The following is a 13,556-nucleotide window of genomic DNA, read 5'->3' on the forward strand; positions in this document are numbered from 1 at the left end:
CGTCCATTATCGGCGGCCCCGGAAGGCGGCGTTCAGTGACAGCCGTCGGCCGCCTCGATGAGGCGGGCCGCCTCGCCCAGGGCGCGGCGCAGGTCGGCGGGGTCGGTGACCGGACCGGTGTCGCCGGGGGGCAGCAGCCAGCCCGCCGGGCGGGGCGCGTCCCCGGCGGGGTCGGGCAGTTCGGGAAGCTCGGGGAGGCGCAGACCGCGCCCGGAGGTGCGAGTGCAGGCGCTGCCGGGGAGGTCCCAGGCGGCGGCGGTGCCGGGCGGGACGAGGAAGCCGAGGGTGTCGCAGGCGCCGTCGTGGAGGACGGGCCCGACGGCGGGGACGCCCCGGCGGCGGAGGATGTCGACGGCCTCAAGGCCCTGCCGGGCGGGCACCGTCACCAGGTCGCAGGGCTCGACGGCTCCGGTGCCGGGCGCGGCCGGCGGCGCCGCCGTGGTGGCCCGCGTGGTCGCCGTCGTGGTCACCGTCGTGGTCGTGGGCGTGGTCGTCTCGAAAGGTGCGGCGTTCTCGGACATGGACCCCTCCTCGCTTCCCTGAGGAGACACGTTCCGTCTCTCCCATACGGTTCAACGCCCGTGCGCGTCAACGGCTACGGCGGCACGCCGCCGCAAAGGATGGCAGTTCATGGCAGATCACAGGCGAGATATCCGATTTGTAGCCAAACTCTGCGTAGGCATCCGGTCACAGCAGGTACGTTCTTGCCGCCGGAACACCCGGCAGCACCAGGAGAGGGCTCGGCCATGGCCATGTCACGGGCAGTTCCCAATCTCGCCTTCCGACGGCTCCGCGGGCAGCAGTCCCCGGCGGAGTTCGCCGCCGCGGTCCGCCGGGCGGCGCGGGAGATCGGCGAACAGGTCGCGTGCGACGCCCGCTACATCGGGCGCGTGGAGGCGGGCGAGATCCGCTGCCCGAACTACGCGTACGAGCGGGTCTTCCTGCACATGTTCCCCGGCCTCACCCTTGCCGACCTGGGTTTCTCCGCACGGGAGGCGGTACGCGGCCGACGGCAGGCCGCCCCGGCCGGGGCCTCGGGGCCCCCCGCCCTCCCGACCCGGAACGATGAGGAGAGCGACGTGCTGCGTCGCGCATTCATGACGAGCGGCACCGCCGGCCTGGCGGCCGCCTCCTGGGGACTCGGCTCCACCGCCGTCGCGATCCCCAGCCCCCGCGGCACCCACCGCATCGGCGAGGCCGAGGTCCGCGCCGTCGAGGACGCCGTGCGCCAGATCCGCCTGCTGGACGACCGGCACGGCGCCGACGGCCTCTACAAGGTCGCCGCCCAGCCGCTCCGCAGTGCCTACCGCCTGCTCGACCGGGGCACCGCCGCCCGCCGCTCCACCGAGGACCGGCTGCTCGCCGGCGCGGGCGAACTGTCCCTCTCCGTCGGCTGGCTCGCCCACGACTCGGGCCGCCACGAGGACGCCCGCTCCCACTACGCCGAGGCCCTCGCCACCGCCCGGGTCTCCGGGGACGCGGCCCTGGAGGCGCACGCCTTCTGCAACACCTCCTTCCTCGCCCTCGACACCGGCCGCTACCGCGAGGCCGTCCGCGCCGCCCAGGCCGGACTGCGCGCCGCCGGTCCGCTCGACTCCCCCCGGCTGCTCGCCCTGCTCTCGCTGCGCGAGGCCGCCGCCTGGGCCGGGCTCGGCGACCGCTCGGCCGCCGAGGAGTGCCTCGGCCGCGCCCACGACCACTTCGGCCGCGGCCACGCCGACCAGGACCCCGAGTGGATGTCCTTCTTCGGCGAACCCGAACGGGAGGCCCTCGAATCCCACTGCTGGGCCGCCCTCGGCGACTGGACCCGCGCCGCCCGGCACTCGTACCGCGCCACCGTCCTCCAGCACCCCCGCTTCGCCCGCAACCTCGCCCTCTACCGCGCCCAGCTCGCCGGCCACCTCGCCCGCGCCGGCCGCCGCGACGAGGCGGCGGCGGAGGCGCGGCGGGTGGCGGAGTCGCTGGACGGGATCGCGTCGGCACGGATCAGGGGACTGCTGGCCGAAACCCGGCTCATCCTTTCGGGTGGGTGAGCGCGGGGACATCGGATCCGATATCGGATAACCGGTATCTGATATCCCGGAGGTTGGATCCAGGAGATCGGATCCGGGAGGTCGGCTCCGGGAGGTTGGATCCCGGAGGTTGGATCCGGAAGGCTGGATCCGGAAGGCTGGATCCAGGACCCGCGCTCAGCCCTCCAGGTGCCCCGTGTCGTTCCAGCGCTCGATCGCCGGGGCGCCGTACGCCCAGCCCAGGACCGACAGGCTCGTCGGGTCGAGGCGGATGCGGGAGGCGAAGGAGACGTGTTCGCCGAGCCAACGGGCGCCGATGGAGCGGAGGATGTGGCCGTGGGCGAAGACCAGGACGTCGCGGTCGGCCGAACGGGCCCATTCCACGATCTCGTCGGCGCGGGCCGACAGCTGGTCGAGGGACTCGCCGTCCGGGACGCCGTCGCGCCAGATCAGCCAGCCGGGGCGGAGCTCCTGGATCTGGGCCGGGGTGAGGCCCTCGTAGGCACCGTAGTCCCACTCCATCAGGGCGTCCCAGGGTTCGGCGCGGTCGCCGAAGCCGGCCAGGGCGCAGGTCTCGCTCGCCCGGACCAGCGGGCTGGTGCGCACCTCGACCCCGGGCAGGCCCTGCCAGGGGCCCCGGTGGAGGCGCTCGCCGAGCAGCTCGGCGCCGCGGCGGCCCTCGGCGAGCAGCGGGATGTCGGTCCTGCCGGTGTGCCGGCCGAGGAGCGACCACTCGGTCTGGCCGTGTCGGGCGAGCAGGATGCGCGGTGCCATGGGCGGGACTCCGGAGATTGCGCGGGAACGGGGGAGCGGGCGCTCGCCGTCGGGCGCCCTGGAGGGTCCCTCCATCATCCCGCAGGTGTCCCCGGCGCGAACTCCCGGTGTCCCCGGGACGGAACCCGCCCGCGTTGTCAGTGCCGGATGGGAGACTTCCGCGGGTGAGCGCTTCCCTGGACGACGGCGGGACACGGCCGCCGCAGACGACCGACCCCGTGCCGACCCCGGCGAGCCGGCGCAGGACGCGGGAGAGACTCGCCGAGCTGCGCGGCCCGGCGGTCCCGCCGCGCCCGCTGGACGCGCGGGCGCTGGCCGCGCTGGCGGCGAACCCGGGGTGCAGGCGCCGCGCGCTGCTCGACGGCGCGGGGGTCGACAAGGGGGCGCTGGCCTCGCGGCTCGGCGCGCCGGCGCCGTTCGGCCAGTCGCAGTTCGCGATCGTGCGGGGCAACAGCTTCGAGGCGAAGGTGAAGGCGGACGGCGGGCGCGAGCTGCTGCGGCTCCTCGGCGTCGAGGACCCGGGGACCGTCTCCGTACCGGATCTGTCGGCGTCCGGGCCCGAGGGGCGGACCGCGCGGACGGCGCTCGCGCTGCGCGAGGCGACCGCGGGAGACGGGTGGACGCTGCTCGACCATCCGCTGCTGACGCTGGAGGTCGCGGGCTCCCCCGTGCACCTGGAGCCGGACGCGGTCGTGGTGGATCCGGCCGGGCGGTGGACGGTCGTGGAGATCAAGTCGTTCCCGATGATCGACGGGGCGGCGGACGCGGCGAAGGTCGGCGCCGCGGCCCGGCAGGCGGCCGTCTACGTGCTGGCGCTCGAACGGGTCGCGGCGCTCACCCAGGGCGCCGAGGTCCGGCACTCGGTGCTGCTCGTCTGCCCGAAGGACTTCTCGAACCTGCCGACGGCCTCCGTCGTCGACGTGCGCAAGCAGCGGGCGGTGACCCGGCGGCAGCTGGAGCGGCTGACCCGGATCGACGAGATCGCCGACGCGCTGCCCGAGGGGCTGAGCTTCGATCTGGAGGGCCGCTCGGCGGAGGAGCTGTCGGCGGCCGTGGAGGCGGTCCCGCACGCCTACGCGCCGGAGTGCCTGGCCGCCTGCGAGCTCGGTTTCCACTGCCGGTCGCGGGCCCGGGAGGCGGAGGCGGTGCAGACCCTGGGCCGTTCGGTCCGGGGCGAGCTCGGCGGGCTGACCACGATCGGCGCGGTGCTCGCCGCCGCGCGCGGCGAGGACGGCGAGCCGGAGGACCCGGCGGTGGCCGCGCTGCGCCGGGCGCGGGCCCTGCGGCAGGAGGCCCTGGCCGAGGCGGAGGCCGCCGCATGTCGCTGATCGCGCACCTGGCCCGGATGGAGGCCGTGGCGGCGGGCCGGGCCCAGCCGCTGGCGACCGTCCGGCACCGGCACCTCGCCGAGCGGCCGCTGGTCCTCGTGCCCCTGACCACCGCGGGCGAGGCGGGCGCGCCACTCGGCGCGCTCGTCGGCACCGATCCGGAGGAGCCGCGGCTGCTGGTGGTGCCGCAGCCGCGGGACCGGGAGCTGCGGTTCGCGTTCCTGGCCGAGCTGGCCGAGGAGGTGCTGCCGTACGTCAACGGGTTCGCGGACGCCGTCGAGCCGGTGGAGCGGAAGGACTCCGCCACCGGGGAGAAGGTCCAGGTCGAGCTGTGTCTGGACGCGCCGCAGCTGATCGTGCCGAGCCGGGCGGGGATCGAGTATGTACGGCTCCTGGGGCGGTCGACGCGGTTCCGGCGCACCGCCGAGCAGGACCCGGACACGCCGTATCCGGCGCCGCCGCGCGTGCCGCTGCTCGGGCGTTGGCTGACGCACTACGGGGAGCGGGCCCGGGTGCCGGGCTCCTCGCTGCTGCTCGCGGCGACCGACCTGCTCAACCGGCACTGGGCGACCGGCCAGTCCTCCCTGGAGGACCAGCACCTGGGGGCGCTGCTCGCGTGGATCGACCCGCCCGCTGACGAGCGGGGCGACCGCGCCGCGTACCGGGCCGAGCTGGCCCGGGACGAGCGGGGGCAGCTGCTGTGCCCGCCGGCCGGGCCCGCGACCGACCCGGCGTTCGACAACCAGCTGCTCGCGCCCGCGATCGAGGCGTACGACCGGGCCCGGCAGGCGGTCGGTGCCGCCGAGGACGGGGAGACGGCCGACGTGGCCCTCGCCGGGCTGCACCGGGCCGAGCGCGAGGTGCGGCGGCTCGTCGTCTCGCAGCTGAAGCCGACGTGGGACGCGACGTGGCGGGCGCTCGCGCTGCTGCGGGCGCTGCCCGAGGGGGCGCGGGTGGAGGACCGGTGGACCCGGGACCGCTGGTCGTTCACCGCGCACCGGGACCGGATCGCCGCCGGGGAGCCGCCGCAGCCGCGCCGCGACGACGCCGTGACCGCCGCCGCGAAGCTCGCCGCGCGCGAGCAGGCGCAGGGGCAGCTGGACGCGCAGGAGGCCCTGGACGATCCGCTGGTCCTGGCCGGACGGCGGTTGTCCGGTGAGGCGTTCACCGCCGAGGTGGCCGAGGTGGTGATGGCGTGGACGGAGTCGAAGCGGCCCGCGCCGCGCCCGCTGCTGACGGTCCGCACCGAGGACCGGCCGCATCTGGACCCGGGCGTGAAGGTGTACCGCTCGCTGGACGGCAAGCCGCAGTCGGCGGAGTTCGTGGGCCGCGAGGAGGACGGTTCCCTGGTGCTGCGGCTCCTGGACAAGATGGGCCGGTCGAAGGAGCCCGCGGAGGGCACGGTGCCGGAGAAGGGCGAGCGGATCGCCTGGACGCTCTTCGAGCACGACACGCGGGTGGGGCCGAGACTGCCCGACCCGGAGGAGACGCCGTGGACCCACGGCGGCCCGCCGCGCCACGCCGACACCGCCGAGCTGCCCGACGCCGTGACCCCCGAGGACCTGCTGTGACCGTGTACGACCCCGCCGTGCTCGATCCCGCCGCGGCCGCCGCGAAGGCGACGGCGGAGATCCTGGAGTCCACGCTGCACGGCACCGCGCGCGGTGTCGTCGTCGACTCGCCGCCGGGTGCGGGGAAGTCGACGCTCGTGGTGCGGGCGGCGCTCGAACTGGCCGCCGCCGGGCGCCCTTTGATGGTGGTGGCGCAGACCAACGCGCAGGTCGACGACCTGGTGCTGCGGCTCGCCGAGAAGGAGCCCGGTCTGGAGGTGGGCCGGCTGCACTCCAGCGACGCCGACCCGTACGACAAGGCGCTCGACGCGCTGGAGCAGGTGCGGAAGTCGGCGAAGGCCGGGGACCTCGCGGGGCTGCCGGTGGTGGTCTCGACGTCCGCGAAGTGGGCGCACGTGAAGAACGTGGAGCCGTGGGCGCACGCGATCGTGGACGAGGCGTACCAGATGCGTTCGGACGCGCTGCTCGCCGTGGCCGGGCTCTTCGAGCGGGCCCTGTTCGTGGGCGACCCGGGGCAGTTGGATCCGTTCTCGGTGGTCGGCGCGGACCAGTGGGCGGGGCTGTCGTACGACCCCTCGGCGAGCGCCGTGTCGACGCTGCTCGCGCACAACCCGGAGCTGCCGCAGCACCGGCTGCCGGTGTCGTGGCGGCTGCCGGCGTCGGCGGCACCGCTGGTGTCGGACGCCTTCTACCCGTACACGCCGTTCCGTTCGGGCACCGGCCCCGGCGACCGCCGGCTCGCCTTCGGCGTCCCCTCGGACGGCTCGGCCCCGGACCGGGTCCTGGACGAGGCCGCCGAGTCCGGCTGGGGCCTGCTCGAACTTCCCGCCCGGCACACTCCGCGCACCGATCCTGAGGCGGTGCACGCGGTCGCGCGGGTCGTCAGGCGCCTCCTGGACCGGGGCGGCGCGGCGGTCAGCGAGCGGTCCGACACGCCGGTGCCGCTGACCGCCGACCGGATCGCGGTCGGCACCGCGCACCGGGACCAGGCGGCGGCGGTCCGCGCGGCCCTGGCGGCGCTCGGCGTGTCGGGGGTGACGGTCGACACGGCCAACCGCCTCCAGGGCCGCGAGTACGACGTGACGGTCGTCCTGCACCCGCTGTCGGGCCGTCCGGACGCCACCGCCTTCCACCTGGAGACCGGCCGCCTCTGCGTCCTCGCGTCCCGCCACCGCCACGCCTGCGTGGTCGTCTGCCGCGCGGGCGTGACCGACCTCCTGGACGAGCACCCCTCGACGGAACCGGTCCAGCTCGGCGTCACGGTCAAGTTCCCCGACGGCTGGGAGGCCAACCACGCGGTCCTCTCCCACCTGGCCGAACACCGGATCCCCTGGACGCCCTGACGCCCTGAGGACCGGGAGCGGAGGCGGTGACGGGGGCCGGCGGGCGGGGACGGCGGCGAGGTGCCGGTCACGCCTCCGTACGGCCCGGGCCGGCCGCCAGGCCGAGGAGTTCGTCGACCGACCACTGGTCGTAGACGTGCTCGCCGTACTTCGCGGCGGCGATCCGCCCGTCCGGGGCGATGAGGAAGTCGGCGGGGAGGCCGGTCCGGCCGCCGGGCTGGGCGGCGGCCGGAAGCCGCCCGCGGCCCCGGAGCAGTTCGACGACGCCGCCGAAGACGCCCCGGACGATCCCCGGCCATCCCCTCGGGTCGAGCAGGGACCGGCGGTGCGCCTCGACGCCGAAGGCCGCGTACAGCTCCTTGCGGGGATCGGCGACCACGGCGAAGGGGAGGTGGGCGACGTGCTCGCGCAGTTCCCCGGCCGGTGAGTGGAAGAACACCACCTCCCGGATCCCGGCCCGTTCGATCTCGTCGTGGCGGCGGGCGACCGAGCGGAGGTGGAGGTTGCACACGGGGCAGCCGGCGAAGCGCCGGAACTGCACGTGCACGACACGCCCGGCGTCCGGCACGACCAGCGGCGGGCCGACGACCGGGACGAGCGTGCGGACGGGGACGGAGTCACCGGGCCTGAGGCGGCCCCGGGCGGGTGCGGGGGCGGGGGACGGCGAGGGCGTGCGCATGGGTCACCTTCCGCTGGCGGGGGTCGTAGGCGTACGACGTACTCCTAAAGGTGTAGGCGTAGGGCGTACGCTGTCAAGCGCCATGCCACGACCCCGCTCCCTCACCCCCGAACGGCTCGCCGCCGCGGCGCTGGCCGTCGTCGACCGCGACGGCCTCGCGGCCCTCTCCATGCGCACCGCCGCCAAGGAGCTCGGCATGAGCCCGATGGGGCTCTACCGGTACGTCTCCGACCGCGAGGAGCTGGAACGGCTGGTCGTCGACCGGATCCTCGGGGCCGTCGACACGACCCCGCCGCCCCGCGACACGCCCTGGCGCGAACGGGTGGAGGTCATGACAGGGCGGCTGCGCGAGGCCGTCGCCCGCCACCCGGAGGCCGTTCCGCTCACCCTCACCCACCGGCACCGCTCGCCGGGCGGACTGCGCTGGTCGGAAGCGGTGCTCGGCATCCTCACCGAGGCCGGGATCGACGGCCCCCGGAGGGTGGTCGCGCTGCGGGCGCTCCACGCGTACGTGACCGGAGCGATCCAGCTGGAGCACCGGGTCCCGCTGGCGGGCCCCGGGACGGAGGCGATCGCCGGGCTGCCCCGGGACGCCTTCCCCCTGCTGACGGCGACCGCCCGGGACGCGCGCGGGGTCGCCCCCGACGACGAGTTCTCCGGCGGCCTCCGGATGCTGCTGCGCGGGCTCGGGGGCTGACCCGCCGAGGCGCTCTTGCGGGGCACGGGAGAATGGGGGGTGGTCCGGCGTTCCGGGCCTGCACGTGCGCGAGGAGGAGCGGAAAGATGGCGGAACCCGCGGAGCGGAGCGGACAGCGGCGGTTGCGGCCGGCGCCCCTGGTCTTCGAGCCTGCCGAGGCGACCGCCGATCCCGAGCACTTCTTCGACCTGGAGTCCATCGAGGACCCGAAGGAGCTGCTGGCCCGGGCGACCGAGCTGACCCTGGCGTTCCGGGCGGCGACCGACCGGGCCGTCGAGTTCCAGGCCGTGGCGGCGGCGCAGCTCGCCGATCCGAAGCGGTTCGACCGGCTGACGACGGCGGACGTCGCCGAGCGCGCGGCGTGGACCGAGGACTACGCACGGAAGATGATCGAGTTCGGGCGGGACCTGATCCGCTCGGAAGGGCTGCCGGCGGAGGACTGAGCCTCCCGACGCGACTTCACCCACGGGCTCGGCCTGGCTGCGCCCGCGGGCTCGGCCGCGGCGTCGTCCGGGGCGTCGACCGGGCTTCAACCGGGGTCTCGGCCGTGGCGTCGACCGCGCGACATCGACCGGGCTCGCACGGGGCTGCGGCCGGGGCGTCGACCGCGACATCGACCGGGCTCGCACGGGGCTGCGGCCTCGGCGCCGGCCTCGGCTTCGACCGCGGCTTCGACTGCGCCGTCGACCGGGAGCGCACGAGGCTTCGACCGGGGGAACGGGCGTTCGGCATATGCGACTGGCCATATGCGGGCCGCACGATACTCCCCCCGGGCCGACCGTGTCCGTCTTTTCGGGACTCTCGGCATCCGGTCCGTCACCGGCGGTAGACCTGTTCCATGACGACGACGACCTGGCTGCGCGACGAGACCACCCCGTCCTCCCCGTTCGGCGTCCTCCGCTTCCTGCGGGCGGGTGACGAGGACCGACACCAGACCGCCCGGGTGACGGCGGACGGAGCCGCCTGGCTGGCGTCGGCGGCCGGCGGGGAGCTCGGGGCGGCGCTGGCGCGCTGGGAGGCGCGGCCGGAGTCGCCTGCGGTGCTGCCCTGCGGAACGGCCTTCGACGTCGTGAACGTGGACCCGGTCTTCGGGCGGCGGATGCTGGACCGGCTGTGGGAGGAGGGTCCGGGCTCCGGTCCGGTGGCCTCCCACCGGGGCCGGACGCTGCTCTTCGCCGCGCCGGGCACCGCCCAGCGGCTGCCCGCGCTCCTCGACTGGGAGGAGTGGGGGGAGACCGTGCCGCGGCCGATCTGCCACGGGACGGGCGACGCGGTGACCGTGCCGCCGCTGGTCCCGGCCGAGGAGGATTCCGCCCGGCCCCGCTGGCTCGTCGCCCCCGACACCCGGAACCCGTGGCTGCCGGGGCCGGAGGTGGTGCTCTGGGCCTGTGTGCGGGCCGCCCGGATGGTTTCCGCGGCCGACGTGCGGGTATCGATTTTCGCTCCCGCGGGCGAGGGTGCTAATGTCTACGACGTCAGCAGGCGCCGCTAGCTCAGTTGGTTAGAGCAGCTGACTCTTAATCAGCGGGTCCGGGGTTCGAGTCCCTGGCGGCGCACAGACAGAGAAGGCCCTCTCGCGGAAGCGAGGGGGCCTTCTTGCATGCCGGGACGCGTTCGGGGCGCCGGTGGTCAGTCCGTGCCCGGCGGGGTGATCTTCACCGTCCAGACGCCGGACTCGCTGCGGTCGGAGACCTCGACGCGGACCCCCGTGCCGGGCACCGTCAGCGTCTCCCCGACCTCCATGGGGGCGTCCGCGAGCGGTGGGTAGACCGAGCGCTCCCAGCAGGCCTCGGTGCCGGGGTGGGCGTCGACGACCTGGACGGGGCCCTCGCCGGAGGCCGCGCGGGCCTCGACCCGGTAGACGAGGACGCCCTCGGTGCAGGTGTCGGCGTCGTTGCCGGTGGCGGCGCGGGCCTCGACCGCGAGGACGCTGTCCCGGCCGGTGCGGACGACGGCGAGCCGGGTGGAGCGGGCCGCCGGGGTCGCCGGAGCGGTGGAGACCGGCTCCAGGCCGACCACGCGGGGCTCGCCGCCCTGGACGCAGGCCACCTGGGAGCGGTCGAGCCAGCCGAGCTTCCACTTGTGCCAGCCGAAGGGATCGGGGGCCAGACCGAACTGGCTGCCCATGACGTCCCAGTCGCCCACGTGGGTGTCCCAGTCGCCCTTGCCGTCCGCCGGGCGGCGGTACAGGTCGGGCAGGTCGAAGACGTGGCCGGTCTCGTGGGCGAGGACGTTGCGGTCCGGGGGGTGCCGCTCGAAGACGGTGACCACCCGCCGGATCTTCGCCCCGTCGACCACCAGCGGGCGCTCCAGGTTGACCACCTTGGTGGCGTCCGAGTCGACGCCCGGCGCGTCCGGGTCGGCGACCAGGTAGACGATGTCGTACCGGGAGAAGTCCACGGAGTCGTCGACCGCCGCGACCGCGTCCCGCAGGTAGTCCGCCCGCTTCCCGGCGTCCCAGTCACGCCGTATGTCGTACTCGGTGGACGGGCGGGGCATCGGCGTCCAGACGGTGCGCGGGTGCGGGCGCAGGGTGAACCGGCCGTAGGAGGCCCGCCGGAAGAACTCGGTGGTGGCCGGGAAGTGGTCGGCGGTCAGCTCCTCCGGGGTGGTCAGCGGGGTGGCGTCCGGGAACGACAGGAAGATCATGACCGCGTCGAGGGTGCGCTCGGGGCGCGGATAGGAGCCGTTCCAGCTGTCGAGGCCGAGCGAGTGGTGGGCGGCGGTACGGGGCAGGGCGCAGGGGCCGGCCGAGGGCGCGGCCACGGCGGGCCCGGCGACGAGGCCGGTGGCCGCGAGCGCGGCGAGCGCGGTGAACGAGGCGGCGCCGGCACGCAGCCGGGAGCGCTCCACTCCCCCGGGTGGCTGCTGACCCTCCACGTGGACCTCCGGTTCGCGAGTGCGGGACACCTCCCCCACCTTGTGCCGGTTCGCGGTGTTTCGCATATTTCCGCTGCCCCGGTCGGGTGAGAGCGTGGCGTCCGGTGGACGCGAGACGGGCGGAGTGCACCTCACGGACAGTCACAATCGGTCATCCAGAAGACGCCGTGCGTCAGACCCGAGCGGAATCGGTCGGAGGGGCGGCGCCCGGTGTCCGGACTCACACCCTCCGCGCCCCCGCTCACCCGCCCAGGAGCTGGAACGGCCCCCCGCGCTGGCTCTATGATCGGCAGACTTGTCCGGAGGCCGACCATCCTGACCACATGTGAACGGCCCCCCAGCACCACGGGAGCGAGCGGTGAGCGGAACCCCCGAAGGACCGGCACACCCAGACCCGCCCGGCACCCCGCCGGCCCGCCCGGCGCTCACGGAGCGTGAGCTCCACGACTACCGGGCCGCCTTCCGCGTCTCCCGGCTCGCCATGGCCCTGGTGGACCGGGACGGCCTGGTCGTCGCCGCCAACGACTCCCTCGGCGCCCTCCTCGGCACCGACGGCGCCGCCCTGCGCGAGCAGGCCGCCGCCGACCTGGTGGACCTCGCCGCCGACGGACGCACCTGGCACGCCTACCGCGAGGTGCTGCGCGGCCGCCGCTCCCGCTTCCGCTGCACCCGCCGGCTCAAGCACCCCGACGGGCGCAAGCTGTGGGCGGAGGTCACCGTCGCCCCGGTCCCCGACACCGGCCGGGTGCTCCTCTCCGTCGCGGACATCAGCGAGCGGCGCGAGCTCCAGGCCCGGCTGCGCCACCTCCAGATGCACGACCCGGTGACCCGGCTGCCCAACCGGGCGCTCTTCTTCGAGCGCCTCTCGGCCGCCCTTGAGTGCGCGGCGGCGGAGAGCTCCGAGGCGGCCACCGGCGCGGCCGGACCGACCGAGCCGGCCGGCTCCCCCGAGCCGTACCGGTCCCCCGGCGCCCACCGGTCGTACCGATCACACGGCCATGGCAGAACAGGGCGGATCGGCCTCTGCTACCTGGACCTCGACGGTTTCAAGGCGGTCAACGACACGCTGGGGCACCGGGTCGGCGACCGGCTGCTCGCGGCCGTCGCCGGGCGGCTCACCGAGTGCGCCGACAGCGCCGGCTACACCCGCAGCGGCGGCCACCTCGTGGCCCGGCTGGGCGGTGACGAGTTCGCCGTCCTCGTCGAGGACTCCACCGGTACGGAGCAACTCGCCGACCTGGCCCGCTCGGTGCTGGCCTCCCTGGAGCGGCCCTTCGACCTCGGCGGGCAGCGGCTCTCCGTCTCGGCCTCGATCGGCGTCGTCGAGCGCACCGCCTTCGGCACCACGGCCACGGGGCTGATGCAGGCCGCCGACACCACGCTGTACTGGGCCAAGGCCGACGGCAAGGCCCGGTGGACGCTCTTCGACCCTGAGCGCAACGCGCACCGGATGACCCGGCAGGCGCTCTCCTCCACGCTCCGCCCGGCGGTGGAGCGCGGGGAGTTCGCCCTGGAGTACCAGCCGCTGGTCGACCTGGCCGGCGGGGCGGTGCGCGGGGTGGAGGCGCTGGTGCGGTGGAACCACCCGCAGTTCGGGGTGCTGCCGCCGAATCGGTTCGTCGCGATCGCCGAGGAGGACGGCTCCATCGTGGACCTGGGGCGGTGGGTGCTGCGGACCGCCTGCGAGCAGGCCCGGCAGTGGCAGAAGGACCACCCGCGCGAGCGGCCGCTCTTCGTGAGCGTGAACGTGGCGGTCCGCCAGGTCTGGGACTCCGACCTGGTGGCGGACGTGGCGGGCATCCTCGCCGAGACCGGGCTCGCCCCGCACCTGCTCCAGCTGGAGCTGACCGAGTCCGCGGTGATGGGGTCGGCGGGCCGCCCGCTCCAGGCCCTCCAGGCGCTGAGCGACATGGGCGTGCGGATCGCCATCGACGACTTCGGCACCGGCTACTCGAACCTCGCCTACCTGAGCCGGCTGCCGGTCTCCGTGCTCAAGCTGGACGGCTCCTTCGTGCGCGGCTTCCAGGACGAGGAGCACCCCAACCCGGCGGACGAGCTGATCGTGGAGGCGCTGGTGCAGCTCGCCCACCGGCTCGGCCTGACGGTGACGGCCGAGTGCGTGGAGACCTCGGGGCAGGCGGCGCGGCTGCGGCGGATCGGCTGCGACACCGGGCAGGGCTGGCTCTATTCGCGGGCGGTGGCCCCGGAGCGGATCGCCGCGATGATCGAGGGCACGACGCCGCTGCGGGTCTGAGGCCGGGGGCGCGGGCAT

12 protein-coding genes and 1 tRNA gene are annotated in these 13,556 nt (G+C 75.3%); 9 read left to right on the forward strand and 4 right to left on the reverse strand.

The features are described from left to right. Nucleotides 1–32: 32 nt before the first annotated feature. The gene (locus ACFZCF_RS04650; RefSeq protein ID WP_388441352.1) at nucleotides 33–521 is read right to left on the reverse strand and encodes a hypothetical protein; all 489 of its coding nucleotides are present in this window, start codon (nucleotides 519–521) and stop codon (nucleotides 33–35) included. Nucleotides 522–746: 225 nt separating this feature from the next. On the opposite strand from ACFZCF_RS04650, the gene ACFZCF_RS04655 reads away from it, so the two are divergent. Next, entirely contained in the window at nucleotides 747–2,033 is a 1,287-nt protein-coding gene (locus ACFZCF_RS04655) for a tetratricopeptide repeat protein (RefSeq protein WP_388441354.1), read from the forward strand. A 156-nt stretch (nucleotides 2,034–2,189) separates the two neighbouring features. Here ACFZCF_RS04655 and ACFZCF_RS04660 read toward each other — a convergent pair whose 3' ends face one another. Beyond that, the gene (locus ACFZCF_RS04660) at nucleotides 2,190–2,786 is read right to left on the reverse strand and encodes a histidine phosphatase family protein (protein ID WP_391284591.1); all 597 of its coding nucleotides are present in this window, start codon (nucleotides 2,784–2,786) and stop codon (nucleotides 2,190–2,192) included. 164 nt (nucleotides 2,787–2,950) lie between these two features. On the opposite strand from ACFZCF_RS04660, the gene ACFZCF_RS04665 reads away from it, so the two are divergent. The 3 genes from ACFZCF_RS04665 to ACFZCF_RS04675 are packed head-to-tail and all read left to right on the forward strand — an operon-like array spanning nucleotide 2,951 to nucleotide 7,028. Next, nucleotides 2,951–4,114: a hypothetical protein gene (locus tag ACFZCF_RS04665; RefSeq protein WP_391284593.1), complete on the forward strand. Its 1,164-nt coding sequence runs from the start codon at nucleotides 2,951–2,953 to the stop codon at nucleotides 4,112–4,114. After that, a complete protein-coding gene (locus ACFZCF_RS04670) occupies nucleotides 4,105–5,685 on the forward strand; it encodes a hypothetical protein (protein WP_391284594.1) in 1,581 nt (526 codons plus the stop codon). The genes ACFZCF_RS04665 and ACFZCF_RS04670 overlap by 10 nt, the downstream gene beginning before the upstream one ends. Then, on the forward strand, nucleotides 5,682–7,028 hold the full coding sequence (locus tag ACFZCF_RS04675; RefSeq protein ID WP_391284596.1) for an AAA domain-containing protein: 1,347 nt from the start codon (nucleotides 5,682–5,684) through the stop codon (nucleotides 7,026–7,028). Before ACFZCF_RS04670 ends, ACFZCF_RS04675 begins: the two co-directional genes overlap by 4 nt. Nucleotides 7,029–7,095: 67 nt before the next feature. Here ACFZCF_RS04675 and ACFZCF_RS04680 read toward each other — a convergent pair whose 3' ends face one another. After that, nucleotides 7,096–7,707 carry a peroxiredoxin-like family protein gene (locus ACFZCF_RS04680; protein ID WP_388441369.1) on the reverse strand — a complete coding sequence of 204 codons (612 nt, stop codon included), beginning with the start codon at nucleotides 7,705–7,707 and terminating at the stop codon, nucleotides 7,096–7,098. Nucleotides 7,708–7,789: 82 nt separating this feature from the next. Here ACFZCF_RS04680 and ACFZCF_RS04685 point away from each other — a divergent pair, with 82 nt between their 5' ends. The 4 genes from ACFZCF_RS04685 (at nucleotide 7,790) to ACFZCF_RS04700 (ending at nucleotide 9,960) form a co-directional block, all read left to right on the forward strand. Further along, nucleotides 7,790–8,404, forward strand: a complete 615-nt coding sequence (locus ACFZCF_RS04685; protein ID WP_388441372.1) for a TetR/AcrR family transcriptional regulator C-terminal domain-containing protein — start codon at nucleotides 7,790–7,792, stop codon at nucleotides 8,402–8,404. An 86-nt stretch (nucleotides 8,405–8,490) separates the two neighbouring features. Further along, entirely contained in the window at nucleotides 8,491–8,847 is a 357-nt protein-coding gene (locus tag ACFZCF_RS04690; protein ID WP_388441375.1) for a hypothetical protein, read from the forward strand. Between the two features lie 395 nt (nucleotides 8,848–9,242). After that, a complete protein-coding gene (locus ACFZCF_RS04695; RefSeq protein ID WP_391284599.1) occupies nucleotides 9,243–9,896 on the forward strand; it encodes a hypothetical protein in 654 nt (217 codons plus the stop codon). Further along, nucleotides 9,887–9,960: transfer RNA gene (locus ACFZCF_RS04700), tRNA-Lys, on the forward strand. Before ACFZCF_RS04695 ends, ACFZCF_RS04700 begins: the two co-directional genes overlap by 10 nt. 73 nt (nucleotides 9,961–10,033) lie before the next feature. Here the strand turns inward: ACFZCF_RS04700 and ACFZCF_RS04705 are convergent. Then, the gene (locus tag ACFZCF_RS04705) at nucleotides 10,034–11,284 is read right to left on the reverse strand and encodes a M6 family metalloprotease domain-containing protein (protein ID WP_388441813.1); all 1,251 of its coding nucleotides are present in this window, start codon (nucleotides 11,282–11,284) and stop codon (nucleotides 10,034–10,036) included. Nucleotides 11,285–11,642: 358 nt separating this feature from the next. Between ACFZCF_RS04705 and ACFZCF_RS04710 the strand changes: the two genes are divergently transcribed. Then, nucleotides 11,643–13,538 (forward strand): EAL domain-containing protein, encoded by a 1,896-nt coding sequence (locus tag ACFZCF_RS04710; protein ID WP_391284601.1) that lies wholly within the window; start codon nucleotides 11,643–11,645, stop codon nucleotides 13,536–13,538. Nucleotides 13,539–13,556: the final 18 nt, after the last annotated feature.

This window comes from Streptomyces sp. NPDC007945, from assembly GCF_042958885.1.
In the GTDB taxonomy this organism is placed as follows: Bacteria; Actinomycetota; Actinomycetes; order Streptomycetales; family Streptomycetaceae; genus Streptomyces.

Excerpts from the sequence above, each read along its gene's own strand:
- ACFZCF_RS04680 (WP_388441369.1), bottom strand. The coding sequence starts at position 7,707 with ATGCGCACGCCCTCGCCGTCCCCCGCCCCCGCACCCGCCCGGGGCCGC.
- ACFZCF_RS04670 (WP_391284594.1), top strand. The coding sequence starts at position 4,105 with ATGTCGCTGATCGCGCACCTGGCCCGGATGGAGGCCGTGGCGGCGGGC.
- ACFZCF_RS04690 (WP_388441375.1), top strand. The coding sequence starts at position 8,491 with ATGGCGGAACCCGCGGAGCGGAGCGGACAGCGGCGGTTGCGGCCGGCG.
- ACFZCF_RS04660 (WP_391284591.1), bottom strand. The coding sequence starts at position 2,786 with ATGGCACCGCGCATCCTGCTCGCCCGACACGGCCAGACCGAGTGGTCG.
- ACFZCF_RS04650 (WP_388441352.1), bottom strand. The coding sequence starts at position 521 with ATGTCCGAGAACGCCGCACCTTTCGAGACGACCACGCCCACGACCACG.
- ACFZCF_RS04685 (WP_388441372.1), top strand. The coding sequence starts at position 7,790 with ATGCCACGACCCCGCTCCCTCACCCCCGAACGGCTCGCCGCCGCGGCG.
- ACFZCF_RS04655 (WP_388441354.1), top strand. The coding sequence starts at position 747 with ATGGCCATGTCACGGGCAGTTCCCAATCTCGCCTTCCGACGGCTCCGC.
- ACFZCF_RS04695 (WP_391284599.1), top strand. The coding sequence starts at position 9,243 with ATGACGACGACGACCTGGCTGCGCGACGAGACCACCCCGTCCTCCCCG.